We start from the raw sequence: 26,684 nt of genomic DNA, 5'->3' as shown, positions 1-26,684 counted from the left end.
CACGCAGTTTAGAAATACATTTATTATGTATTACTTAAATTAAGCTGATAAAGTTTCATTCTATCTTCTTTTTATCAACTATCACCGAAGTATAATTTATAAAATGAAACTTCACTCAGTGGGAGTTGTCGGACGGTTCTCCGTGATAAAGCTTTTAGACAAGACTTTAAAGAACATTGCTTCCTCATTTCCAAACAACATCTCTCACTTAAATATCAGAGTCTATTTCATGCATAAAAAGTAATTATCTGAACAAATTAGGGATAATCCCAACAACGAGGTGTTCTGTGCTATGTCCTATCGTAAATTACGAAAAAAGATGCATTATAAAGAGCAAATTCCAGATTCAGCAAGCGATACCCAAAAAAGCATAGACACTTCGATTACTGAAAACCTGAACTTCATCAAACAAAAAACAGGCAACAGCCCTGATATCATTATCCGCACGCTTGCTATTAGTCACGATCCTAAGGTATCTGCTGCAATCATTCACGTGGACGGGCTGGTGGACAATCCTACGATAAATGAGTTTTTGGTGCAGACAATGGAAGATAGCGTGCAGGAAAAATTACAGGACGAAGATCTTTTTACCGTTTTCACCGAAAAAGTAGTTGCGGTTGGCAGTTTAGAAACGGTTAGCGATTGGGATACCTTATTTCAATCGCTGCTATCTGGTGACACAGTAATTCTCCTGGATGGAAAAAACGAAGCGCTGATTGCCAGTACCAGAGGCGGAGAAAGGCGTCCCGTTGAACAGTCTGATTCCGAAATAACGTTACGCGGATCCAAAGAGGGATTTACGGAATCCATTAACACGAATACTGCGCTCGTGCGCCGAATTATCAAAAACCCGAATTTATGGGTAGAATCCATGAATCTCGGGAAGCAGACGAATACAGACCTATCGATTATGTATATCAACGGGATAGTTGATGAAAACATAGTGAAAGAGGTCCGCCAACGCTTGGGACGGGTCGATCTCGATGCCATCCTTGATTCAGGCTATATTGAACAGGTGATTGAAGATGAAAGTTCAGGGCTGTTCCCAACAGTTACTCATACGGAAAGGCCGGATGCGGTTGCCGGAAACCTTTTGGAGGGCAGGGTGGCTATTTTTGTCAACGGAACCCCCCATGTGTTGATTGTTCCTGCTATTATGATTCAATTTTTTCAAACACCGGAAGACTATTACGTGCGCTTCCCAATTAGTACTTTGATTCGGATGCTGCGCGTTTTCATGTTTTTGATTTCATTAATAGGCCCTGCTTTTTATGTAGCAGTTACCACCTTTCATCAGGAAATGATTCCAACAGACCTGCTTGTTATTATTGCCTCACAGACGGAATCCGTACCTTTTCCTGCGATTGTTGAAGCGCTGATAATGGAAGTCACTTTTGAGATTCTTCGGGAAGCCGGCTTAAGGATGCCGAACAAAATCAGTGCGACCATCTCGATTGTCGGAGCACTTGTTATCGGGCAAGGGGTCATTCAGGCCGGAATCGTCTCTCCCGCAATGGTCATTGTCGTGGCAACTACAGCCATTGCCAGTTTAGCTACTCCAAATTATGACATCGCTATTTCAGCCCGTTTACTCCGCTTTGCATTTATGCTGGGTGCAGCGATTGCCGGGTTTTATGGAATCATCCTTGGATTGATTATGCTGATTGTTCATCTCGTCAGCTTGCGTTCATTCGGGATCCCCTATATGGCACCATTTGCACCATTGATACCGAAAAGCTTGAAGGATTCCATTATGCGCGGTCCGATATGGTCATTCAACGAAAGACCGAAGTCCTTAAATCCTCAAAATCGAGTTCGCCAGGGTACGGATCAAAAACCTCTGCCTCCGATAAAACGGGGAATGATGAGAGCGGAGACGAAAGAAGGAGATAAAAATGAGTCGTAAATGGATAATTCCTTTTTTCATGGCAGCCTGCCTCCCTTTCCTTTCTGGATGTTGGAGCAGTATCGAATTAAAAGAATTAGCGATTGTCTCGGCTTATGCGCTTGATAAAAAGGAAGATGGCACATATGTTGGCACATTTCAACTAATCAATCCAATGAACGTGCCCGGGGCGCTTCAAGGAGGAGCATCCGGGCAAAATCCAAGTATTGCCACCTATACAGCAACAGGAGACAATCCGCTGGAGGTAGCTGATCGGGCATCCACCATTGTTTCAAGAGACCTCTATTTTGCACATACCAGTCTGCTGGTCATCAGCGAAGAGCTTGCCAGAGAAGAAGGGCTTTCCTCTATTTTAGATGCGATGGAGCGGGGTATTGAGTTTCGGACAACGACGAAGATAGTGATTAGCCGGGATGTGAAGGCGGGTGAGTTCGTTCAAGTTTTAACGGCGATTGATCAGGTCCCTGCTGAAAAAGCAATTAAGTCCTTAGAATTCACTGAAGAACTGTATGGAGAAAATATAGCCACCAATCTCCAGAAATTCATCAATGCAGCTGTTTCGACAGGAAAAGAGCCTTTGGTCAGCGGTTTCTCTGTGGAGGGTGATATTGAAAAAGCGAAAACGATGGAACAACTGCAATCATCAGATGGATCAGCAACCATTAAAGTAAATGGCATGGGCGTTTTCAAAGAAGGCAAACTGGTTAATTGGATTGATGGCGAAAAGAGTGAAGGAACACTTTGGGTATTAGATCAAATTCGGCAGGCACCTGTAAACATTGATTGGGAGAATCATGAAGATGCCATCTCCTACAAGGTAGTACGCCAAAAAACAAATGTAGCGACAAAAATAAAGGATGGGAAACCGGCGATTTCCGTCCATATCCGTGCTGAAGGAGACCTCCGAGTGATAGAGGTGCCAGTCGATATAACTAACCCGCATGTATTATTCCGGATTGAGGGAGCATTGCAGCAGAAAATTCAGGCAGAGGCCAAAGCTGCAATTGAGGTAGCACAGAAAACCAAAACGGATATCTTCGGCTTTGGTGAAAAGCTGCATCATTCCGAACCCAAGGTGTGGCAACAGTTTGAAAAAGAGTGGCAAGATGTGTATTTTCCTGCATTGGACGTCGATGTGACAGTGGAAGCCTTTATTCGCCGTACTGGGATGCGAAACAATCCGTATCTTTTTGATTTGAATAAGAAAAGCGAATAAAAAGGAGGGAATTCGTTTATGGAAAAGGCAAAAATCAGCACAAGCCAATTGTTTATCGTTATGATTTTATTTCAGCTAAGCAATTCGCTGCTGATTCCACTTGCGATGAGAGCAGGCCGAGACAGCTGGTTAGCGATTCTTATCGCGACGGCGATAAGTATCTTCTTATTTTTTATCTATCGGGCGCTTTATCTGTATTATCCTTCACTCTTGCTGACGGACTATACAGAAAAGCTGATTGGCAAGGTTTTAGGACGAACATTGGCATTCCTGTATATCCTCTTCTTTTTATATTCGGCTGCGAGAGTATTACGGGAATTTGGTGTCATGCTGCTTTCTTTTGCCTTTCCAGAAACTCCTCTATTCGTTGCGAGTGCTCTGATGATTCTGGTGGTTATTTACACGATATATAAAGGAATCGAGGTCGTTGCCAGAACAGGAGAACTGCTTTTTGTCGTCATGCTTATGCTGGCATTCTTTCTATTTCTTCTTATTGCTATATCCGGCTTAATCGATATCTCCAATTTAAGACCGACTTTGGAGGATTCGCCAAAAATTTTAAAAACGGTCTTTACAGAAACGCTATATGTTCCCTTTGGTGAAATCATCGTATTTACAATGATTTTCCCATACTTAAATCAAGCAAAGAAGTTAAAAAAAACGGCTGTGGCGGCAATCAGCATAACTGGTGTCGCTCTCGCGTTCACCACCATTTTAAATATCAGCGTTCTTGGCGTCCCGCTTATTGAGCGTTCTCTTTTCCCTTTATTAACAACTATTCAGTCGATTGAAGTTGGAGAATTTTTAGAACGTCTGGACGTTATCTTTATTCTAGCTCTGATTATTGGAGGTTTTTTCAAAGTAGCGGTATATACATACTGTGCCCTTATAGGAACAGCAAGTTTATTTAATATCAAAGAACCCTCGAAGCTGGCTTATCCGCTTGGAATAACTGTTTTATTTACATCCATGGTTATTGCGAGCAATTATTCGCAGCATATTGAAGAAGGGCTAAATGCATTTCCAATCTATGTTCAGCTTCCTTTTCAAATTATTCTTCCTGTTTTCTTGCTTTTTATTGCCTTTATCAAGAACAGGAAAAAGTAAGCAAATTAGCAAATATGAATAGCTATCCAAATACGGATAGAAAAATGTTTAAAGGCTGATTGGAGAGTGATAGAAGTGAAAATCCTAGGTATTTCTCTGACTATGTTCATCCTATTAGCGGGTATTTCTTTTGGTATTGACTTTATAAAAGGATATAAAATACCCGCTATCAAATCGCTGAATCCTTTGTATGTGATGGAAATTCCTGAATTGGCAATCATGTATCTCCTTCTTCTTTTCTTATTTGTCGATCCTGTATTATCTTTTTTGCAAAAAAAACGCAACCGGAAGTAATGAAAAAGGAGCTTACCAATAGCCATCATGATAAGCTCCTCCATATACTATAGAGAATGTCAAATCCACTTCGTCGTAATCACTTTTTTCCTCGTATAAAATTGCAGCCCATCTTTTCCATTCGCATGCAAATCTCCGTAGAAAGAGTCTTTCCAGCCAGAGAATGGGAAAAATGCCATTGGGGCAGGCACACCGATATTGACGCCAAGCATTCCAGCATCAATTGTTTCACGGAACTGCCGAACCTTTCCGCCGTCTCTTGTAAAAATACAAGCGCCATTCGCAAAGCGTGATTGATTCGTTAAAGCTATCGCATCATCCAGATCTTTTACACGAGCAATTGATAATACGGGTGCAAAGATCTCTTCTTTCCAAATATTCATTTCCGATGTGACATAATCAAAAATGGTTGGGCCTACAAAATAGCCTTTTTGTTTTACAGCTTCGTCTTTTCTGCCGTCACGAATCAGCTTTGCTCCTTCCTTTTCTCCCGTTTCAATATAATTTAATGTCCGCTCTTTATGCTGTTCGCGAATGACTGGACCCAGGAAAACCCCTTCGTCCAGGCCATTGCCAATTCTAATTTCATTGGCTTTTTGAGTGAGACGTGCGATAAACGCATCTGCAACAGATTCCTCAACAGCTACCACAGATGCGGCCATACACCGTTCCCCTGCAGAACCAAATGCTGCATTCATGATTTGGGTCGATGCATTTTCTAAATTCGCATCACGTAATACAATGGAATGATTTTTTGCACCAGCAAGTGCTTGCACACGCTTCAGATTATCCGTTCCGCGCTTGTAGACATATTCTGCTACAGGCTGGGATCCAACAAAAGAAATCGCTGCTACCTGTTTGTGATCTAATAAACCGTTTACTACATCATGAGCACCATGAACGATGTTAAATACGCCAGCAGGCAACCCCGCTTCTTCCAGTAATTCTGCTAACCGATTCGCTAAAAGTGGTGTACGCTCTGACGGCTTCATGACAAACGTATTTCCAGTTGCAATGGCCATTGGGAACATCCAGCACGGCACCATCATTGGAAAATTAAAAGGAGTGATTCCAGCAATAACACCAATTGGATAACGATACACACCAGATTCCAAGTCGGTGGCAATCGATGGAAGCTGCTCTCCCATCATGAGGGAAGGAGCTCCGGCAGCGAATTCTACGTTTTCAATCCCTCGCTGCACTTCCCCATACGCTTCCGTATAGCTTTTTCCATTTTCAATGGTAATTAATTTTGCCAGCTCCTCCCAATTGGCAACGAGTAATTGCTGATATTTAAATAGGATTCTTGACCGTTTAGGTACAGCCACGTCCTTCCATGTTTCAAAAGCTTTGTGAGCAGCCTGGATTGCATGTTCCACATCCTCTTGCGTCGAGATAGGTACATTTGCTATTGTCTCTCCAGTTGCCGGATTATAGACAGGTGCATTTTTATCTGTCTTTGCTTCCATCCACCTTCCTCCAACATAGTTTTTTAATTCGTTTACTTTTGTTTGAGTCACCTGAAACCCTCCCGATATTTTAATCAATATTCTCCATTAGAAGATGTTCATCCCGGAATAGCAGGATATATATGCTTATTCTTAGGTAATAAGCTTTCGTTCCTTATTTAAAAAACATTAATTTACTTTTTCATGAAATACTTTTTTCAAGACGTTAATCATAAAATCAAAATCATCATCCGTACTGGACAATGGCGGGCTGAGTGTCAAAATATTATTATGCCCGGCGACGGTATCACCGTTTTTCCCAATGATTAATCCATTTGCCTTGCAAGCAGCAATCAATCCTCCTACACATTCTGGGGAGGCAGGCTTTTTGGTAAGCTTATCTTCAACGATTTCTATGCCGATAATCAAGCCTAAACCGCGGATATCACCTACAAAGTCAAGATTTCGAAGATCATCCAGACCGTTTAAAAGACGATTCCCTGCTTCCGCTGAACGGTTAAATAAATTTTCTTTTTCCATAATTTCAATGTTTTTTAATGCCAAAGCACATGCAGCGGGATTACCGCCAAATGTATTTACATGACGAAAATGACTATTTTCTTTACCATCCTTAAATTTTTCATAGATGTCTTTTCGAACAGCTGTAATCGATAATGGAAGATAAGCACTCGTAAGCCCTTTTGCCATGGTAACCATATCCGGTTTTATATTAAAATGCTGATGTCCAAAAGCTTTTCCTGTACGGCCAAAGCCGCAGATAACCTCATCGATAATAAGCAGGACGCCGTGACGGTTACAAACCTCTTGTACCTTTTCTACATAAACAGGATCTGGAACCAGTACACCGCCTCCTGTAATCAGCGGTTCCATAATAACTGCTGCAATTGTCTCCTTCTGCTCCCAAATAATCGTTTCTTCTAATTCTCTCGCTCGCGCTATATTATAATCCTCTATAGACATGCCTTCTGGTTTACGATAATTATCAGGTGGAGCAACATGTAAAAATCCGGAAGTAAGCGGCTCGTATTTATATTTTCTCAATGCTTGACCTGTTGCTGACAACGCTCCAGCCGAGCTGCCATGATAGGCACGATAGCGTGAAATCACTTTATAGCGGGTGCCCTCTCCCTTTTGCTGGTGATATTGACGAGCCATTTTGAAAGCTACTTCATTCGCATCGGAACCACTATTGGAATAAAAAATCACATAGTCCCCGCCAAGCATTTCGTTTACTTTTTCCGCCAGCTCAATGGCAGGACCATGGCTTTGTGTCATTGGCACATAAGCCATTTTCTTGATTTGTTCATACGCAGCTTGTGCTAACTCTTCCCGGCCATATCCTACATTGACACAAAAAAGCCCGGACATTCCGTCTAAATACTGTTTTCCTTGATGATCTGTAATCCAGGAGCCCTTCCCCTCTTCCACGACCATAGGCGGATTTTTTTCACTATACGGCGAAATATGATGCCAAACATTCTGACGATCTCTTTCCACTAAAGATTGTTTCTTCTGCACAGATTCCATCCCATCTTCTCCTTTCTGTACTTCAAATAATTAAAACAATCTGGTCAAACAGCATAGATTCATATCTGAAATTTTTGAACTTGACATAATATTAGGTATATTACATAGTTTATTCTATAACCAATTCATTTATTTTTCATTTTACAAAATGTCAATCATTTTACGTTCTGCTTTAACGAAATGAGGGGGCTCATATAAATGGAGAAATGGAGTATTCAAGTAAAGGACGTTCTTTCCAGGGATTTATTCCAACATGCCGTCGTAGTTGCCGGCAAAAACGGATTACACCGTGAAATTAAATGGACACATATACTGGAAAGCGGAGATATGGAATCTTTCATTAACGGAGGTGAATTAATCCTGACGACAGGCTCCGGGGTGAAATTTGACTCTCCAGAAGGCCTTTCCCACTTGGACAAATTGCTAAATAAGAATGTCGCAGGAATATGCATTGAACTAGGCACCCATGTTAAAGAAATCGCACCTGAAATTATTCAATACGGCAATGATCATGACTTACCTTTCATTATCTTCAACGAAATTGTTAAATTCGTAGACATCACCCAAGATCTTCACACCGTCATCATTAATCATCATCACCATATGCTGAGCCAACTCTATCATTTTTCAGAAAAATTTAATGAACTTTCCTTATTGCCAAATGGAACCTTAACTATTTTAAAAGAACTATATGCATATTTTAATGTACCGGTCTTATTTGTATCATTCGACTCAAAAGCTGATTACTATCCTCCAAAGATGAAAGAGCAAACACAGTTGATGAAAACGCGAATCAAACATGCCAAGATGCCAAGCCCCTATACAGGCTGTAAACTGGACAAGGATGATTACACCATTTTTCCTGTTAAAGGTCTCGGACATACCTGGGGATATTTATGTTTACAGATAGCCCCTGACACATTAGATAAATTCTCATTCTCTATCATTGATCGGGCAGCCCTGGCAATCGCACAAATTATGCTTCGGAATAAAACGATAGAAGAACGGAAACAAAATCAAGAAGAAGAGATTGTCAGAAGGATGTTAAAGGGAAAAGACATTGATGGCAGTGAAATCCAAAAAATATTGCCTTCTCCGGCAAAGAACTTATCTTATCGATTATTTTTGATTGACACGAACTCCTATAATATAACCAATAAAGAAGGCAATTGGGAGGAAGCCAAGCTGCAGCAAGCGATGATTATCCGCTCCCTGTTTCGAAAAAACGGGTTTATTCCTGCTGTAGCTGTCGGCCGGAATGAAACGGCTGTTATCGCTGCCTTCTATAAGCAGAAGAATGCCCCAAAAGATACGAATCGTTTGACAGAAATTATTAATGAACTAAAGCATATGCAACAAAAAGAAAATTTTAATGGTAATCCATATACTTTTGGAATCAGTAATATTCATCTTGATTACGATACTTCTCCTACCAGTTATAAAGAAGCAAAAGATGTGATACTCATTCAAAACGCTAAATTAATCGAGACACATTTTTATGAAGAAATCGGTGTTTATCGCTTATTGATTGAAATGTATAACAGCAACAAGCTGGAAGTATACGTACAGGATTATTTAGGAGCAATTTTGCAATATGATAAAAAAATGAAAACAGATCTGCTTTCCACACTTTCTGTATACCTGAAATGTATGGGCTCCAAAAAAGAAACCGCTAACAAATTATATATTGTACGGCAAACCTTGTATCACCGTTTAGAAAAAATTGAAGAGTTACTGAGAACTAACCTTGCAGAGCCAATCAACCGGCAAGCAATCGAACTGGCATTAAGCGCTTATTATCTATTGAATTGGACATCGCTGGAGGAAGCATATCCCAATATAAAAGAACTTTGATAAAAGGAAACTTCATTAAATATGAGACGAAAAGAAATCCCAGCGGAATAATATTAAACTATCGAAGCGTTACCGGCTGCCCCGCTCCCGCTTAAAACTGACTTTTTCCTTCTCTTCATGCGGAAAGCTCACAGTCAGTTATATTGCATTAAATTGCTTTTAAGGGATTCCTATCTAATTCATAGACACTTTGTAAAATAAGGCTAGTACCCGTTTGACATTTTGCTGATTGTGGTAATTTAGCAGTTACTTTATAGTCAAATTAAATTACGTTAATTTTGAAAACAACAAACAATTTAAAAAGGGCGGTAACAAACTGATTATCTGTTCGAAATTAGAGGGTTATTCAATGATACACCTTAATTCGCAAATCATCTTTTTTTTACGTCTTGTTTTATGCTTACAAATCAGGAAAAGGGCGGTGAGTCTATGTTTAATTTGCCTCTAGAAACCGTATTATTAATGCTGCCATGGCCTTTCATATGGGTTACGCTGGCTCTGGTTATGTATTTTAAATTGCGGCGCGATGAAAAGCGCGAAAATCATAATGAATAAAGTATAAGACGTTAACAGAAGGGACTGGTTATGAAATGAATTTGGATATTATCATTTTTTTCACCTATCTGTTGGGAATGCTTGGGATTGGTTTATATTTTACCAGGAGTGCTTCTGCATCTGCTGATCATTATTTATTAGGCAACCGAAAAATCGGAGCTCCTGTCACTGCAATAAGTATGCAGAGCACATCTATGAGCGGTTTTATGTTTATGGGCGGACCTGCGCAAGCCTTTCAAGAGGGCTGGCATGCATTATGGTATGCCATTGGAGATGCTGGCGGATCTATTGTCAATTTATCTGTACTGGGGAAACGGATGAGACGATTATCTCAGCTTCTCGGAGCACTCTCACCAATCGAATACTTGGAGAAACGTTTTGAAAGCTTTGGAATACGCGTTTACGGCGCAATTATCGCAATCATATTTCTTTTCGCTTATGCATTCGCCCAGTTTATTGCTGCCGGTAAAGCATTATCGGCAATGTCAGGATTTCCGTATGAGTGGGCACTTATTCTTGGTGTAGGGGTTATTGTGATTTATACTGTGGCTGGCGGCTATCTTGCTGTGGCCGTTAGTGGTTTCATTCAGGGAATTATTATGCTGATTGGAGTCACGGCTATTGGTATTATGGTCTTGCCAAAGGTTGGCGGCCTGTCAGGCCTGAATGAACAATTGGCGGCGATTGACCCTACTTATTTAAGTATTTGGGGGAAAGACTTGATTTATTATGGCCAGTGGGGAGTGATTATAGGAGCTGTACTTATCTATGCCATTGGCTACATGGGGCTTCCACATGTCACGGTAAGACATATGTCGATGCAAAATGCAAATACAACAAAAAATGCAATTATTTGGTCTGCTGCCTTTAATCAGTTGTTCACATTTACACCGTATATTTTAGGTTTATCAGCTATTGTAATTATGCCTGTTGTATCGGATCCCGAAATGGTTATTCCAGAACTCGTATATATATTCTTCCCAGGGATATTGGCTGCTGTTTTACTTTCAGCCATCATGGCGGCAATTATGTCCACCTGTGATTCCCTGCTGATGCAAGCAGGTACGACACTTTCGCGTGATGTTTATCATCGTTTTATCAATAAAAAAGCCAGCCATAAACAGTTGCTTTTGGTATCCAGACTATGCATTTTATTTGGGGGCATTATCGGCATTATTGTTGCAACTTATGAACCTCCAACCGTATTTGCTCTTGTTGTGTTTGCCTTTGGTGTACTGGGAAATACATTCCTTGTTCCTTTTATCGCTTCCGTCTATGCAAGAAAAGCTAACAAAATAGGAATCCTTTGTGCCATGATCAGCGGCTCCATAATAAACATTGTTTGGGAGCTGTTCGCCTTACAAAATGCAAGCGGATTACATCCATTTTTAGCCGGCTTAATTGCTTCTCTCATTGCAATGTTTATTGGGAATCAATTTGGCACTCCTCCTTCCGATCCTATTCTGGAGGCATATGATTTAGCCAAGCAAAGTAAAGAGATTCCAAAAAATCTGGAAAAAGGGATTTTTGAAGACCTTGCACCGGAAGCACGTAATATTTCTAAATTTATCCAAAATCAGGATAATACAAATGCCGTTGAGAGAAAAAGGGATAAAGATATCGAAATAGAACCTGAAATCAGTTTAAGGTTAGAGGGGTAGATAGCTTGGGTGCTAACGTGTTAACACAATCTGTCGAATTTAATAAAGAACAAATTGAATCAAGTTTTAAGAGGTTACACCCTCATGCTAATTTTATTGCAGAACGTATCGTCTACTATCCTTATTATTATTTTTGTTATAACGTAAAAGCTAAACGCCTTTTCCTCCCCTTAAATGAAAAAGTAGGATGTGCCATTGATTCGATTAGCGGCAAGGGATCGCTCATTGATTATAAGCCGAAATGGAAAGCGATTGAAATTTCAAAAGAGCAGCAGATGCCCGAAATGTACTCCTTGGAGGATTGCACTTCCATTTCTGAATCATTCATCTATCGGTCTTTATCTTTAAAAATGAGAATGATATCATTTCCAGAACTAAAGAGAGAACAGCAACAAAGATTTTATCGTCCTTACTGGGTGGTTTGGAATGAAAGAGCTGAATCGTCGGATTTCATTGTTGATGGGGTGTCCGGACAATTTCATCCCTTGTAAAAATAAATGGTAATAAAGAAAAAACAAGGATACCGCTTGGTCTTTAAATCACCGGTATCCTCGCCGAGCAGATGTCCACTCCGGGGAGTCGCTTTCTGCGTGCAACGCTTCAGCCTCCTCGGAAGAATACCGCTTCCTGCTCAGGTCTACCTGTTGCTTTTCCCGCAGGAGTCGACTTCCCGGAGCTCCCATCTAAGTGGAATTATGTTTTATTTGCTTTTTCACAAAGAAATAATGCAAATTCTAGCGATGGTTTTGATGGGACGAGTAATCGCAGTCCCAGCCCCAGTGGGAAGACCCCGCAGGAAAAAGTGTTCTTCTTTTTTCTACCCACGGGGCATAAGTGCGGCTATGCTTCTGTCTGCGCCTGCCGGCTTGCCAATCAGCAAGTCTTCTTTAAAGGAGATGAGCTCGGAGCCCACGGAAAGCGGAGTGTATTTCTGGGGCCTAAGATTACTCACCCCGCGAAACCCTTTGGAGCGGCTATATTCAGCATTTTTTTATGCTTTCTTATTCTTTAACAAAAACAGGTAAAGGTTTTTTTCCTTTACCTGTTTTTGTTACTATCTAATTCATTGTTAAATCCAAAACAGTCTGCAAAACCACGTTTACCCCTCGCTCACAATCTTCCCATGCAGTCAATTCATCTTCGGCATGGCTTTTTCCGTTAACGCTTGGTACAAAAATCATGGCAGCCGGCAGATAGGTCGCAATAAATTGTGCATCATGCCCTGCACCGCTTGCCATCCGTTTATAGGAGCAGTTCAGAGATTTACAGGACTTCTCTAAAGCGTCCACTAATTTGTTATTAAACCATACGGTATCACGGTCCCAAAGCTTCTTTACTGTGACATCACATTTTTCTTTGGCCTCCGTTTCCGCTAACCCTTGAATGATTTCTTCCACTTGGCTGATTACAGCCGCTTCTTTATGCCGTGCCTCCAGCGTGAAAATTACTTTATTCGGGATAACTGTATGGATATTCGGGCTCACATTCATTCGGCCAATCGTGTAAACGAGATTATTATCCAGTTTACTCATTTTCTCCCGTATTTCATTAATCAGATTATTGGAAGCAAATAAGCTGTCTTTTCTCATGGACATGGGCGTAGTTCCTGCGTGATCAGAATCACCAATTACCTCAATTTCATAGCAGCACATCCCCACCACACACTCCACAACACCGATATCAATGGATTCATTTTCTAATACTGGACCTTGTTCAATATGCAGCTCTAAAAAAGCTTCTGCCTCTGTTAAGCGGTTTTCTTTCCTTCCTTCATATCCGCTTTCTTTTAAAGCTTCTGCAAAGGTTATCCCGTTTTTATCGACCGACCGGAGCATGTTACCCTTATCAAACTTCCCAGACATGACTCCTGAAGACATTAATGAAGGTTCAAATCTTGCACCTTCTTCATTTGTAATATTCGCCACAACCACTGGAATCCGTGGTCTGATATTACTTTCGACCAAGGTTCTTACTACCTCAAGCCCAGTTAAAACACCTAATACACCGTCAAACCTGCCGCCTTTTTCCACGGAATCTAAATGAGATCCGATTACGACCGGTGGCTTATCATTTTCTCTCCCCTCCAGCGTTGCATACATGTTTCCCATATCGTCCCATTTCACAGTCAGGCCCAGCTCTTCACAAACCATTTTAAAATGGTTTCTCACTTTTATATCCGTTTCGGATAATGCCAATCGGGTTACACCATTATTTTCAGTTCTCCCGAAATCTGCAAAATCTTCAATGGTTTGTTTTAGCCTCTCCCCATGAATGGCTATTTTTTGTTTTTCCACTATATCTCCTCCCGCATTTATTGTTCTTGCAGCTGATGTTTGATTAGTAATGTCGTGATATATTTTCTGCTGTCAGCATTCTCAAGCAGGATGGACTGCTTCTCTGCCACACCCTCTTTTTCCAATTCGACCATATCTCCGTCCAATGTTCCGACCACGGAAGTAATTTTATAATTATTTTTCATCCACGCATCAACAAGCTGTTTTTCCTGTAAAAATTCTTGATAACTTGACAATGAATAACCTCCTCGCCCTCTAAATCATTCTGTTATTTGGCGGCTGTTTCATCCTTTTCTGCATCCTCATCTAACGACCAATCCCTGCCGACGGTAATTCCCAAATATTTGTCATCATCCGGATCCGTAATCTCTGCTTGCGGGAATTTGTGGAAGTACCAATATTTCGTCAGCACATAGTAAACTGCTGCAGCAACTATAAAGCCGACAATAAACGAATAATTCATAAAGATTAAAGCAACAGCGCCGCCAATGGCCCAGGAAATAAAGCCAACAATGTTTACGCCGCCATGAAAGCGATATTGGCCCCTATTCTTATATAAGTCAGGAACATTCACTCTTCGTTTTCGGAGCAAATAGTAATCTGCAAACAGGATACCGCTGACTGAGGATAAGACGGCGCCAATAATCAAAAGAACCTGCGTGAGTATTTCATAGACACTCCAAGGCTGGATGACCGTGCCGACAATACCAGCAACAAAAACAGCAACTGCATGGGAAACTTTTGGACCTAAGACATTAGAGAAAACAGCAGCGGCAGGTAATACATTTGCAGCTGTGTTCGTGGACCACTGTGTCAAAACTATCATAAAAAGTAACATTGCAAGCATCCAACCAGATGCGGTATCTTGCAGTGCTGTAACTGGATTCGAGGTCCCCGCAACAATAAATGCTGCGGCACCAATCATAATCATAAAGGCTTCTGTTAGAGGAAGAGCGACGAGACTGCCGATTAAGGTTGTTTTATTCCGTTTAAACCAATTTCTTTCATACTTAGGAGCTTTGAAATGGCGGGAGATGGTCGGGATATCGCAGCCCAATGTTGCCCAGAATCCCATATTAGCAAAAAGAACCACCATAAACGCCGTGAATGCAGCTCCCCCGGTTACTGGACTTGCTACCCAGGCCCAGACATCTGCCCCTTGTGCCTGAATATCCGCATTTAGCGTTTGGTAAATAATTAAAGACATGACAATAATGATTGGTGCAGCTACATCTGCAAAGCGTTCTACCCATTTGATGCCGGAAGCAGTATTGATAAGCTGAACAAGCGCAAAAACAAGGTAACATAACAGCCAATTATCAAACCCGGCAAACATCGTATGCAGTATCGCATTAATCGCTGTTGCACCGAAATAGGTGTTAATCCCGAACCAAAATGATGCCGTGACTGCTCTCGTTAAAGAAGGAATATGCGTCCCTACCGTTCCAAACGGCGCCCTCATATAAACCGGGAAGGAAATACCATGCTCTACACCGATATCACCAATAATGGTAATAAACGCTCCAATTGCTATACATCCAATCAACGTAGCTAAAACCACCCATGGCAGCGATATACCCTGGATGCCTGAAGCACCAATATCAAAAGTTGCCAGCAGGATGGCCATTCCTATCCACATCGCAAAAAATCCCATTACCCCAATCTTTCGCTCACCATGCTTCACCGGAAGTAAATCTGGAGACTTTAAGTAGGAATTACTTTTATCCTTTCCCTGCAATGCAATCGCCTCTCTCCTCTTTGATGAATCCAAAAAGCCGCTTATCCCTCACATTCCGCAAGCAGCTATGGATTGTTTGTATTAACTTCTATTAGATGCTGTTTCCTGCTTGTTCGTATGTGCAGAATCAAATTTAGCTCGTTTTAAGAATTTGCCTGCTCCTGGTTTAGCAACCAACTCTTTATCCTTAATGACATACTCCCCGCGCGATAAAACGGTAACAGGCTGCCCAGTTACCTTCATTCCCTCTAAAGCGCTATAATCAACGGCGGAATGATGTGTACTTGCGGATATCGTACGCTCCACATTTGGATCGAATAACACGATATCTGCATCTGTGCCGGGAGCAATCGTTCCCTTTTGCGGAAATAAACCAAACAGTTTCGCTGCCTGCGTTGACACCATGTCTACAAATTGATTCATGGAAATACGTCCTTTTTTCACACCTTCCGAAAATAGAATACTAAAGCGGTCCTCAACGAATGGTCCGCCATTTGGAATCTTGGTAAAGTCACCTTTTCCTAAATCCTTTTGTCCATCAAAGTCAAATGCACAATGGTCGGAGCCTATCGTTTGCAGCTCCCCGCTTTTCAGAGCATTCCACAGCACTTCCTGATTGGATTTATCACGTAATGGCGGAGACCACACATATTTTGCTCCTTCAAAATCAGGCTTTTCCAAATAGGTTTGGTCCAGCACCAAATATTGCGGACAGGTTTCCCCATAAACAGAGAATCCCTTACTTCTAGCTTCCGCAATTTGCTCTACTGCTTCTTTACAGGTGACATGCACAACATATAATTGGGAATCAGCCAGCGCAGTCAGTTTTGCTGCCCGGCCCGTGGCTTCCCCCTCCAGTTCTGGCGGGCGGGTCAACGCATGATAGATTGGATCGGTATTCCCTGCTTTTAATGTTTCTTGCGTTAAATGTTCAATTACGTCCCCATTCTCAGCATGCACCATTACTAATCCACCGTGGTCTCTAGCAGTTACTAAGGTTTGAAAAAGTGTTTCATCATCTGCTTGCAAAACATTTTTATAAGCCATAAATACTTTAAAGGAAGTAACTCCCTCCTCTTCAATAACCGCAGGAATCTCCTGTAAAATCTGTTCGTTTGCTTCCACGATTTGTAAATGAAATCCATAGTCGATTACTGCCCTGCCTTCTGATTTGGCATGCCAAATTTCCAGAGCATTTTTTAATGTTTTTCCCTTCTCTGTTAAGCAAAAGTCAATGATTGTTGTTGTCCCGCCATGCGCAGCAGCAATGGTTCCACTTTCATAATCATCTTTTGTTACCGTACCGCCAAATGGCATTTCCATGTGCGTATGCGGATCAATGCCTCCAGGAAAAACGTAAAGTCCTGTTGCATCAATAACTTCTGCATACACATCACTTAAATCCTGTCCAATCGCTTTCACTTTTTCATCTTCAATCAACACATCCGCTTGATATATGTCTGCTGCTGTAACAATCGTTCCATTTTTAATAATTTTTTTCATTTTCGATTCCTCCAGTAAAAATCTAAAGTCTCGCAATTAGCGTTTCTCAAGCATATGAATTGCTGCCTGGCGGTCATTCCAGGACATCGGCGGTTCCGTTGGTGTCAAATCAATCATGTCGATTGCTCCCTCTACCGGACAAACAATCGAACATAGATTACACCCGACACAGTCCTCCTCTCTTACACGTAAAATAGCATTTCCATCTTTATCTGTAAGCATGTCGATACACTGATGAGACGTATCTTCACAGGCAATATGGCATTTATTACAATTAATGCAGACATCATTGTTAATACGGGCCACCACTTTATGATTTAAATCCAGATTGCTCCAGTCTGTGTACTTTTCCACAGATTTTCCGATGATGTCGCTTAAAGCATCTATCCCTTTTTCATCTAAATAATTTTCCAGCCCCTCTGTTAAATCCTCAATAATCCGAAATCCATGATGCATTGCTGCGGTACATACTTGCACACCGCCGGCTCCCATCAGCATAAATTCCACGGTATCCTGCCACGTAGAAATCCCGCCAATTCCGGATATCGGAATATTAACTTCCGGATTTCTTGCGCATTCTCCGACCATATTTAAGGCAATCGGCTTCACTGCCGGTCCGCAATACCCGCCATGCGCTCCTTTTCCATTCACATTTGGAACCGTGTTCCAAGTATCTAAATCTACCCCTATCAAACTATTGATTGTATTAATTAAGCTGATGGCATCTGCCCCGCCCCGAGCAGCAGCTTTTGCGGTTGCTGTTATGTCCGTAATATTTGGCGTGAGCTTCGTGATAACCGGAACCTCTGCCGCTTCTTTGGCATACATCGTAGTTCTTTCTACCAGATCCGGATGCTGACCAACAGCTGCACCCATCCCTCTTTCAGACATCCCATGAGGACAGCCAAGATTTAATTCAAACCCATCCACTCCAACATCCTGCACTCTCTTTACAATTTCATGCCATTTTTCCCGCTCGGGTTCTACCATTAAAGAAGCAATAATTACCCGGTCTGGATATAACTTTTTCGTTTCATAGATTTCCTTTAAGTTTTCCTCCAATGGACGATCGGAAATCAGCTCTATATTGTTAAAACCGGCAACCCGCTGCCCGTTAAAGTGACTTGCACCAAAGCGGGAGGTGACATTTAATATAGGCTCACCCAATGTTTTCCATACTGCTCCTCCCCACCCAGCTTCAAAGGCACGCTGTACTTGATACCCGGTATTGGTCGGGGGCGCAGATGCCAGCCAGTACGGATTAGGTGATTTGATTCCAGCGAAATCAATACTTATATCAGCCATTTTCATCCTCCTAATCTTGAAATATCTTTTAAGATCTTTCTGTTACAGATTGCTTGAAACGCTCATGGACCGCCAGCGCTGTATCCTTTCCCTGCTGGGCAGCCGTCACCACCATTGCTTCTCCAATTCCTTTTCCAAAAATCACATCTCCTGCAGCATATACTTTGGGATGAGACGTTATAAACGTTTCCGGATCAACCTTCACAACGCCTCCACTATGCTCCAGACCAAAGGCCTCAATGATTCCCTGATGCCTCGTTTGTCCGATAGCCTTCACTACGATATCAATATCCATTAAGAATTCAGATCCTTCAATTTCCACTGGCCGAGGCCTTCCATCCTTCTCAGTCTCTTGTAATTCCATTTGTACGCACTCCATTTGTGTTACATGACCATTTTCATCACCGATAAGACGTTTCGGATTGGTAAGCCATCTAAATTCCACGCCCTCCTGTTTGGCAAACTCATATTCAAAATCATAAGCAGTCATTTCCGCTTCCGTTCTGCGGTAAAGTATCTTTACGTTATCCGCGCCAAGTCTGACTGATGTCGTAGCTCCATCAATCGCTGTATTTCCTGCCCCGATGACCGCAACACGCTTTCCGATAAAATCCTCTGGATAATTCCCATTTTTTGATTTTTCCACTAAATCAATGGCATCGAAGTTCCCCTCTAATTCTTCCCCTTCTATTCCAAGCATTGGAACTTTGGACATTCCAACAGCAAGCACCACCGCATCATATTGATCAATAAGATCCGCCGGAAAAATATCCTTGCCAATTTCCGTATTCGTTCGTATTTCTACACCTAAATTTCTCACTTGCTCTACTTCCCAGAAGGAGATATCCTTAGGCAAACGAAAGGGAACAATTCCAAATGTATCTAACCCTCCCGCTTCCCTTTTTGCTTCAAAAATAGTTACTGTATAGCCTAGCCGGGCTAATTCGCGGGCTGTTGATAAGCCAGCAGGACCGCTTCCAACGACAGCGACTGTTTTTCCATTCTTTTTGCCAGCTTGAAAGAGAACCGCTTCATTTTTAATTGCCCAATCTGTCGCAAATCGCTGCAAATCCCCAATAGGAATGGGCTTCGTAGCGTCATTCAGGACACAAGCTCCTTCACATAATTCTTCTGTCGGGCAGACTCGGGCGCAGCTAGCTCCAACCGGATTGGAATCCATAATTGTTGTTGCAGAGCCCTTCAAGTTCCCAGAAGCAATTTTTTTAATAAATCCCGGAATATCAATCCCTGTCGGACATGCAGTAATACAAGGCGCATCATAACAATATAAGCAGCGATTTGCTTCATCCAATGCCTCTTGGGAATTAAAGCTTGGTTTCGTTTCCTCAAAATTCGCTGTAAGCACCTCACCAGATATAAAATTCTTTAATAAATCACTCAAGAAACAAACCTCCTTTAAAATACATTTCAAAAAAGATTAATTAAAATAGAAAGTTATTATATACTTATGTGGCAAGCTCTCAGTAAATTACCATTTCAACAAAAGCTGGGGTTTTTCTAAAAACTAATTATTAACTCAACTTTCGCACCTAAAAAGTAACGTCATTTCTATAGAAACAGGAGTTGACTGTTCCTTCGATAACCCCCTTGACAAAGATATAGAAGGCGAAGTGTAAAGCACCGGTCCGCCTCCGCTAGTAGGGTATTCTATACGTGAAAAAACAACTCACCAAACAGAAGTTTAATCAGATAGAACATATTTTTCATGCTGTATGGTAAAATGTTCGACCAAGATTACTTTCTGTGCTTCGAAGCGATTCCCTGTATTTCATATCCATCCTGTCATGATTGGATTGTTCAGACGAAAGCTGCTATTTCATTCAGCTCATTAAAATCTTATTTCTTTCATTCGCTGTAGAACCCTATCAGAGCGCAGGCCAACCACGCAGACTCCTATAGGAACAGGGCGAGCTGAAGATCCACTTGAAAAGCGGGTTTCTTTTCATGTTAGCTGAAGCCGTCCCCATGGAAAGCGGAGTGGTTGGCCGGAGCGGAGCTATGCACCATCACCAATTTCAAAAAGGCCGGATATTTCACCAAAATGCAAGCATGATAATGGAGAACACGTTCCCCCTGGAATAGCAAGATATATATGCTTATTTTTAGGTATGAAAGTCGAGTTATTAGAATTCGCGCCGATTTTATAGAGGGCAAAGATAGTGTGAGGTAAAATAAAAATGAGTAAAACATATATCTGCTGAATTTTAAACACCTATTTAATATTATAAAATTTACAATATTCCAATTCATTGGACAAATGGTAAAATAGTCGTTATTATTTTTAGGCGAACTGTAATTATTTTTAGAAATACTGGCGGTTCTTTAAACACACGGTTAAAAATTTATTTGCAAAAATTTTATAAATTCGGTACAATTTAATTGATAATAATTATCAATTAAATTGTATAGGAGTTTATTTCATGAGTAGAACAGAACTTGCAAGATTAATTCGGGAACGCCGTGCTGTCAAAACAGGATATAATAATAAAAAAGTGACCAAAGAAACAGTTATGCAATTATTAGAGGAATCTATCTGGGCTCCTACCCATGGAATGAGACAGCCTTGGCGCTTTCTGTTCGTTGACAAGGATCACCTTCCCAGCTTTGCCAAAAAAATTGCATCTACATATCCTGAAGAAAGACAGGAAAATCGCGAAAATTATCTGAACGAGCCAAATGCTATTTTAGTCGTCATCATGGAAACCTCCGATATCCCCAAACAATGGGATGAGAATTTTGGTGCTGTTTCCGCAATGATCCAGAATTTTTGGCTGCTGGCATGGGAAGAAAAACTAGGTATTGTCTGGAAAACAAACCCACATATCTATGATGAAAAAGTAAAAGAAATTCTCGGTGTGAAGGAAAATGAAAAAATTGCCGGTTTTATTCATATGGGTTACTTTGACGAAGCGCCCGAAGAGAAAGAGCGTATCCCGTTGGCCGATAAATTTGAAGTATTTGAAGGGGAGTAAAATCAGATAATTTCATTTTTTTCTATAAATCTATTGACAACCTCCTGTCCTTTCGTTTAGTATAGATTTCAATCAATTAAATGAAGTGGCGTTGATGAAGAAGAGTAATTACAGGTGAACTCTAAAGAGAGCTGATGGCTGCTGTGAATCAGCGAGTATCCTTGTGATGAATGGGCTTCGGAGCTCCAAACCGAAACAGTATCGGAGTAGGCTTTGGCGGAATGGTTTCTCGTTATGGAAACTTAGAAGATAATAATCTTCTTTTAGAGTGAGCTGCACGTCAGCTAATAAAGGTGGTACCACGGTCCCTCGTCCTTTTATATATGGATGAGGGACCTTTTTGATTTTCATGAGACAATATATTACAAACGATGATGAAGAGTAGTAAATAATTTTTCATGCATAACAGAGAACTGATTACTTGGTGGAATATCAGTATGCAGGAATTATTGAATGGACTTCAGAGTGTTTTTCCGAAAAATGTCCGCTGGCAAATGGAGTAGGAAAAAACGTATTTCCGACGTTATACGGATAGGGTATCGGAGGTTTCCTGTACCTGATAAAGATGGAAAGATGAATCTTTCTAACAGAGGTGGCACCGCGGCCCTATCGTCCTCTATAAGCACATAACTGTGTTTATAGAGGACTTTTTTATTTCTATAGAAGTTAAATTAATAAATTATTTATTTCACGATTAAACTCTGTCACTAGCGGAGGAAAAACACGGAGACTCCTATGGGAAAGCGCAGTGGTTTTCCGGAGCGAATGCTAGATGGTAAAATCTTCATTTCAACTTATATAAAATATGATTTACAGAATTTTCAACTATAAAGGAGAGAGAAATCATGACGGCACAGGTAACGCATCAAACGTATTCCATCGATGGATTAATCCCTATTCAGGTTTTTCAAAGCTTGCCAAAAGCAAAAAAATATCTGTTGGAAAGCAGCTTTCCACACGAAGAAAAAGGACGCTATTCCTTTATCGGCCTTCATCCTTATCAAGAAATCATTGGGCGTGGAAAAGAAACAACGCTAATCAGTGCTTCCCATGTAGAACCGCTGGTTGTTCATCAGCACGCATTGCATTTCTTACAAGAAACGATGCCGACGCTTGATTTATCTCTTTCCCTTCCCTTCTATGGCGGAGCGATTGGTTATATTGGCTATGATACGATTCAGGCTTTTGAAGATATCGGTCCAGCACCATTTGATGACCGGAATATGCCGGATATTCATTTCATGCTTTTTGAAGATACAATTATTTTTGACCACGAGGAAAACAAACTGCACTTTGTTGCGATAGACCGGAACAGCGGAACAGAAGAAAATCGCGAACAGCGTATTCAAAGGCTGAAACAGTATGTTGATCAGGCAAGAAGAACCGAACTTCCTGTTCCGCAGACATATGCTTTTATACCGGAAATGGATCAGCAGAAATTTGAAGAGAACGTGCAGATTGCAAAGGATTATTTGCAAAAAGGGGAAATTTTTCAGGTTGTTTTATCCCAGCGTTTTTCAAGAGAGGTGGAAAATGAGAGAGAGTTTGGTCTTTCTTTTTACGAACAATTAAGGAGACATAATGCCTCCCCCTACATGTTTTACATTGATTTTCAAGATTATACCGTGCTCGGGGCTTCTCCAGAAAGCTTGATAGAAACCAAGGGTAGCCACGTTGTCACCAATCCGATTGCCGGAACAAGAAAACGCGGACAGAACGAGTTGGAGGATCAGGCACTCGCAGAGGAACTGCTTGCCGATGAAAAAGAACGGGCAGAACACCGGATGTTAGTCGACTTAAGCAGAAATGATCTAGGCCGTGTCTGTGAAGTCGGCAGTATTGAGATTCCCGTTTATATGACGATTGAGCGTTACCAGCATGTAATGCATATTGTTTCCGAAGTAACCGGAACCTTGCGCCAGGATTATTCAGGAATTGACGCACTTATCTCCTGTCTGCCAGCCGGAACCGTATCGGGCGCACCGAAAATCAGGGCAATGCAAATCATTAATGAACTGGAAACCGTAAAGCGCGGTCCTTATGCCGGCGGAATCGGTTTTATCAACTTTGAACATGATGTGCATATTGCACTCGCTATCCGCTCGATTGTTATCAAGAACTACAAAGCTTATTTTCAATCTGGAGCCGGTCTTGTATATGATTCCGTTCCATTCAATGAATATATGGAAACCATTAACAAAGGAAGATCATTTATGGAGGTGCCTGAACTTGATTCTATTAATTGATAATTATGATTCTTTCACATATAACCTGTACCAATATGTTTCCGAATGCGGTGTACATGTTGAAGTGATTCGCAATGATGAAGTGACTGTCAAAACCATTGAAAAATTAGAACCAAAAGCCATTATTATCTCGCCTGGACCGGGTTCTCCAAAGGACGCCGGAAATTGCATCCAGATTGTGCAGGCTTTTTATAAAAAACTGCCGATACTGGGAATCTGCTTAGGGCATCAAGTAATCATGGAAGCGCTCGGCGGCAGAGTTATTCAGGCATCTACCATTAAGCACGGAAAAACATCGCTGATTCACCATGATGACTCCGGGCTGTTCCAAGGGCTCAGCAACCCGGTTGAAGTCATGCGATACCACTCTCTTGCAGCGGAGCATATCGCGGTACCATCCGAACTGCGTATCACTGCAACAGCTTTAGATGATGATGAAATTATGGGCGTGACCCATCAGACATATCCTGTTTACGGACTGCAATTCCATCCGGAATCGATTGGAACACTGGATGGAAAACAGATTATTTCTCACTTTGTTGAGAAATTGACGAATCAAAAGGAGGAGGTACCCCAATGAAACCGCATTTTAATCAATTACTTGAAGGAACAGACTTATCATTTGAAGAAACAAAGGCATTATTTAATGCTTGTTTCCAGGAGGAAGTTTCCGATACAGAGCTTTCCGCTATTTTAGTAGCTTTAAAAATGAAGCAGCCGACAGCAGAAGAACTGGCCGGCTTAGCAGAAGTAATCCATACCAATTCTCCTTTTCAATTTGAGTTGGAGCTTCCCGCAATGGACAACTGCGGAACAGGAGGAGACAGATCAAACAGCTTCAATATCAGCACCTGTGCAGCATTTGTCTTAGCCGGCGCCGGCGTTACAGTTGCAAAGCACGGAAACCGTCGAATCTCCAGCCAGACTGGAAGTGCTGATGTATTAGAAGAGCTTGGTGTTTCGCTTGATTTAACCAAGTCGCAAATGAAATATATGCTGCAGGAAAATCAAATCGCCTTTTTATTCGCCCAGCATGTTCATCCTACATTGAAGCAGATTGCCGGTGTACGTCAGAAGCTTCGGACGCCAACCATTTTTAATTTGGTCGGCCCGTTAACCAATCCGGTTGCTTTGCATTCTCAGCTGGTTGGCGTGTATTCAAATGATGCCTTGCCGATTGTAGCAAAATCTCTGCAAACGCTCGGCCGGAAGCGTGCGTTAGTTATTCATGGAGCGGGTGGAATGGATGAAGCCTCTCTGCAGGGGGAAAACAACTATATTTTACTGGAGAATAATGAATTAAAAGCAGGCAGCATCCATCCGGAAGAGGTCGGTCTTTCCGTCTATACCAACCAAGAGATTGAAGGCGACGATGCAAAACGGAATGCAGAAATTTTGCTCTCTGTATTAAATGGAGAACCTGGAGCTTATCTGGATACCGTTCTATTTAATACAGCGATTGCTTTATTCGCCATCGGGCGTGTCGATTCCGTGAAGGATGGGATGGAAATTGCCAGACACAGCGTATTCTCTGGAAATGCCAAAGCAAAATTAGATACATTGGTCGACTATAGCCAGGAAGCAAAACAAGAGGTGGTATAAATGACGTTTTTAGAAAAAATTATTGATAAGAAAAAGCAGGAGGTTGCGGAACGTAAATTACAAGCAGCCGGAAAGCATACGCGAAAAAATCCAATTTACTCTCTCCATCAAAATGTTCAAGCAGCTGATCATATATCAATTATTGCTGAAATCAAACGGGCTTCCCCTTCCAAAGGGGCGATTCAAATGGACGTCGATATACTGAAACAGGCAAAGCAATATGAACAGTCTGGGGCGGCTGCTATTTCTGTTTTAACCGATGAAAGTTTTTTTCACGGTTCATTAGATGATCTCAAAGCAGTAAGTGAAGCGGTCTCCGTCCCTGTTCTCTGTAAGGATTTTATGATTGATGAAATACAAATTGACGATGCGAAAAATGCAGGAGCTTCCATTATCTTATTAATTCTTGCTGCTCTGCCGCTCGAACGATTCCAGCGTCTTTACAACTATGCAACAGAGCAAGGGCTGGAAGTGCTCTGCGAGGTGCATAATGCGGATGAATTAAAGGACGCCCTGACAGTGAATCCGAAAATTATCGGAATCAACAACCGTAATTTAAAAACCTTTGAAGTCGATTTACAAACAACGGCGGAGCTTGTTCAGCAAATCGATAAAGGAGAGCTTACCATTATCTCTGAAAGCGGGATGCGTACGAAAGAGGATGCCGAACTGGCAAGAGATGCCGGGGCTAATACGATTTTGGTCGGGGAAACATTAATGCGCTCCAATCAAGTGGAAGCAGACATGCAGGCCTTGCAGGTGCCCCTCTCTTCCACGAAAGGAGCTTCCTGATATGCTTGTCAAAATCTGTGGAATCACATCTCCGGAGACAGCAGAAGCAGCTGTCGAGGCCGGAGCAGATTTTTTAGGCTTTGTTTTTGCCAAAAGCAAACGGGAAGTATCCGTGGAACAAGCAGCCAACATTATCGCAGCATTGCCGGAACACGTAAAAAGTGTCGGTGTTTTCGTCAACAAAGATAAGCAGGAAATAGAAAAAATTGCTCGGGAGACGGGACTCGATTTTATACAGCTGCATGGAGAAGAATCTCCTGAAGCTGTCAGCAGCTTTACCTTTCCTGTTATTAAATCACTTCCTGGCACAGAAGAAGGTGTTAAACAAGCAGCGCAATATGATGCTGCTTACCTGCTGATGGATAGTCCTCCCCTGCCCCATGCACATGGAGGAAACGGGGTTACATTTAACTGGTCGACATTAAAAGGAAATACGTTTTCTGAACGGCTCATTTTAGCTGGCGGACTGACACCGGAAAATGTCGCGGAAGCCATTCAGCAGGTAAAACCGATTGCCGTGGATGTTTCCAGCGGCGTGGAAACGGATGGAAGGAAAGACCCAGATAAAATAAAAGCTTTTATTCAGGAAGCAAAACGAACAACTGTAGAAAGGAATCGATAA

22 protein-coding genes and 2 other annotated features are annotated in these 26,684 nt (G+C 41.6%); of the genes, 13 read left to right on the top strand and 9 right to left on the bottom strand.

Features of this window, described 5'->3' with window-relative positions; all coding sequences use genetic code 11:
• Positions 1 to 292: 292 nt before the first annotated feature.
• Genes BN997_RS10945 through BN997_RS10935 form a run of 3 tightly spaced genes read left to right on the top strand, consistent with a single transcriptional unit; the run spans position 293 to position 4,229 of the window.
• Positions 293 to 1,906 (top strand): spore germination protein, encoded by a 1,614-nt coding sequence (locus tag BN997_RS10945; RefSeq protein ID WP_042532219.1) that lies wholly within the window; start codon positions 293 to 295, stop codon positions 1,904 to 1,906.
• Positions 1,896 to 3,122, top strand: coding sequence for a Ger(x)C family spore germination protein (locus BN997_RS10940; protein WP_042532217.1), 1,227 nt, complete (start codon positions 1,896 to 1,898; stop codon positions 3,120 to 3,122). Before BN997_RS10945 ends, BN997_RS10940 begins: the two co-directional genes overlap by 11 nt.
• Before the next feature lie 18 nt (positions 3,123 to 3,140).
• Entirely contained in the window at positions 3,141 to 4,229 is a 1,089-nt protein-coding gene (locus BN997_RS10935; protein ID WP_042532215.1) for a GerAB/ArcD/ProY family transporter, read from the top strand.
• Positions 4,230 to 4,234: 5 nt separating this feature from the next.
• Here the strand turns inward: BN997_RS10935 and BN997_RS10930 are convergent, their stop codons facing one another.
• The 3 genes from BN997_RS10930 to BN997_RS10920 form a co-directional block, all read right to left on the bottom strand.
• Positions 4,235 to 4,552, bottom strand: a complete 318-nt coding sequence (locus BN997_RS10930; RefSeq protein ID WP_042532213.1) for a hypothetical protein — start codon at positions 4,550 to 4,552, stop codon at positions 4,235 to 4,237.
• Between the two features lie 30 nt (positions 4,553 to 4,582).
• Complete coding sequence (locus BN997_RS10925; RefSeq protein WP_042532212.1) at positions 4,583 to 6,043, bottom strand: CoA-acylating methylmalonate-semialdehyde dehydrogenase; 1,461 nt, start codon at positions 6,041 to 6,043, stop codon at positions 4,583 to 4,585.
• A 117-nt stretch (positions 6,044 to 6,160) separates the two neighbouring features.
• On the bottom strand, positions 6,161 to 7,519 hold the full coding sequence (locus BN997_RS10920) for an aspartate aminotransferase family protein (protein WP_042532210.1): 1,359 nt from the start codon (positions 7,517 to 7,519) through the stop codon (positions 6,161 to 6,163).
• Between the two features lie 198 nt (positions 7,520 to 7,717).
• Between BN997_RS10920 and BN997_RS10915 the strand changes: the two genes are divergently transcribed.
• The 4 genes from BN997_RS10915 (at position 7,718) to BN997_RS10905 (ending at position 12,080) form a co-directional block, all read left to right on the top strand.
• Positions 7,718 to 9,373: a PucR family transcriptional regulator gene (locus BN997_RS10915; RefSeq protein ID WP_042532209.1), complete on the top strand. Its 1,656-nt coding sequence runs from the start codon at positions 7,718 to 7,720 to the stop codon at positions 9,371 to 9,373.
• Positions 9,374 to 9,802: 429 nt separating this feature from the next.
• On the top strand, positions 9,803 to 9,928 hold the full coding sequence (locus tag BN997_RS23690) for a hypothetical protein (RefSeq protein ID WP_276325300.1): 126 nt from the start codon (positions 9,803 to 9,805) through the stop codon (positions 9,926 to 9,928).
• Between the two features lie 35 nt (positions 9,929 to 9,963).
• Entirely contained in the window at positions 9,964 to 11,589 is a 1,626-nt protein-coding gene (locus BN997_RS10910) for a sodium/proline symporter (RefSeq protein WP_042532207.1), read from the top strand.
• 17 nt (positions 11,590 to 11,606) lie between these two features.
• Positions 11,607 to 12,080 carry a hypothetical protein gene (locus BN997_RS10905; protein WP_244882369.1) on the top strand — a complete coding sequence of 158 codons (474 nt, stop codon included), beginning with the start codon at positions 11,607 to 11,609 and terminating at the stop codon, positions 12,078 to 12,080.
• 567 nt (positions 12,081 to 12,647) lie between these two features.
• Here BN997_RS10905 and BN997_RS10900 read toward each other — a convergent pair.
• The 6 genes from BN997_RS10900 to BN997_RS10875 are packed head-to-tail and all read right to left on the bottom strand — an operon-like array spanning position 12,648 to position 19,831.
• Positions 12,648 to 13,883 (bottom strand): Zn-dependent hydrolase, encoded by a 1,236-nt coding sequence (locus tag BN997_RS10900; protein ID WP_042532202.1) that lies wholly within the window; start codon positions 13,881 to 13,883, stop codon positions 12,648 to 12,650.
• Between the two features lie 17 nt (positions 13,884 to 13,900).
• Entirely contained in the window at positions 13,901 to 14,119 is a 219-nt protein-coding gene (locus tag BN997_RS10895; RefSeq protein WP_042532200.1) for a hypothetical protein, read from the bottom strand.
• A 32-nt stretch (positions 14,120 to 14,151) separates the two neighbouring features.
• On the bottom strand, positions 14,152 to 15,654 hold the full coding sequence (locus BN997_RS10890; protein WP_244882368.1) for an NCS1 family transporter: 1,503 nt from the start codon (positions 15,652 to 15,654) through the stop codon (positions 14,152 to 14,154).
• A 48-nt stretch (positions 15,655 to 15,702) separates the two neighbouring features.
• Positions 15,703 to 17,124 carry a dihydropyrimidinase gene (gene hydA, locus BN997_RS10885; RefSeq protein ID WP_042532196.1) on the bottom strand — a complete coding sequence of 474 codons (1,422 nt, stop codon included), beginning with the start codon at positions 17,122 to 17,124 and terminating at the stop codon, positions 15,703 to 15,705.
• A 36-nt stretch (positions 17,125 to 17,160) separates the two neighbouring features.
• Entirely contained in the window at positions 17,161 to 18,429 is a 1,269-nt protein-coding gene (gene preA, locus BN997_RS10880; protein ID WP_042532194.1) for an NAD-dependent dihydropyrimidine dehydrogenase subunit PreA, read from the bottom strand.
• 28 nt (positions 18,430 to 18,457) lie between these two features.
• Positions 18,458 to 19,831 carry an NAD(P)-dependent oxidoreductase gene (locus BN997_RS10875; RefSeq protein WP_042532192.1) on the bottom strand — a complete coding sequence of 458 codons (1,374 nt, stop codon included), beginning with the start codon at positions 19,829 to 19,831 and terminating at the stop codon, positions 18,458 to 18,460.
• A 1,039-nt stretch (positions 19,832 to 20,870) separates the two neighbouring features.
• Between BN997_RS10875 and BN997_RS10870 the strand changes: the two genes are divergently transcribed.
• The 6 genes from BN997_RS10870 (at position 20,871) to BN997_RS10845 (ending at position 26,684) form a co-directional block, all read left to right on the top strand.
• Positions 20,871 to 21,422, top strand: a complete 552-nt coding sequence (locus BN997_RS10870; RefSeq protein WP_042532190.1) for a nitroreductase family protein — start codon at positions 20,871 to 20,873, stop codon at positions 21,420 to 21,422.
• 82 nt (positions 21,423 to 21,504) lie between these two features.
• Positions 21,505 to 21,742: a binding site (T-box leader), on the top strand.
• Positions 21,743 to 21,784: 42 nt separating this feature from the next.
• Positions 21,785 to 22,042 (top strand) — a binding site (T-box leader).
• Positions 22,043 to 22,267: 225 nt separating this feature from the next.
• The gene (trpE, locus tag BN997_RS10865; protein WP_042532188.1) at positions 22,268 to 23,668 is read left to right on the top strand and encodes an anthranilate synthase component I; all 1,401 of its coding nucleotides are present in this window, start codon (positions 22,268 to 22,270) and stop codon (positions 23,666 to 23,668) included.
• The gene (locus BN997_RS10860) at positions 23,652 to 24,248 is read left to right on the top strand and encodes an anthranilate synthase component II (RefSeq protein ID WP_042532187.1); all 597 of its coding nucleotides are present in this window, start codon (positions 23,652 to 23,654) and stop codon (positions 24,246 to 24,248) included. The genes trpE and BN997_RS10860 overlap by 17 nt, the downstream gene beginning before the upstream one ends.
• Complete coding sequence (gene trpD / locus BN997_RS10855) at positions 24,245 to 25,270, top strand: anthranilate phosphoribosyltransferase (RefSeq protein WP_042532185.1); 1,026 nt, start codon at positions 24,245 to 24,247, stop codon at positions 25,268 to 25,270. The genes BN997_RS10860 and trpD overlap by 4 nt, the downstream gene beginning before the upstream one ends.
• On the top strand, positions 25,271 to 26,062 hold the full coding sequence (gene trpC / locus BN997_RS10850; RefSeq protein WP_042532183.1) for an indole-3-glycerol phosphate synthase TrpC: 792 nt from the start codon (positions 25,271 to 25,273) through the stop codon (positions 26,060 to 26,062). It begins immediately after the preceding gene.
• A 1-nt stretch (position 26,063) separates the two neighbouring features.
• Complete coding sequence (locus BN997_RS10845) at positions 26,064 to 26,684, top strand: phosphoribosylanthranilate isomerase (protein WP_042532181.1); 621 nt, start codon at positions 26,064 to 26,066, stop codon at positions 26,682 to 26,684.

The sequence above is a fragment of the Oceanobacillus oncorhynchi genome (genome assembly GCF_000821065.1).
GTDB lineage: Bacteria > Bacillota > Bacilli > Bacillales > Amphibacillaceae > Oceanobacillus > Oceanobacillus oncorhynchi.
The sequence above is the reverse complement of the archived record's forward strand: the minus strand, read 5'-3'. Positions and strand labels throughout refer to the sequence as shown.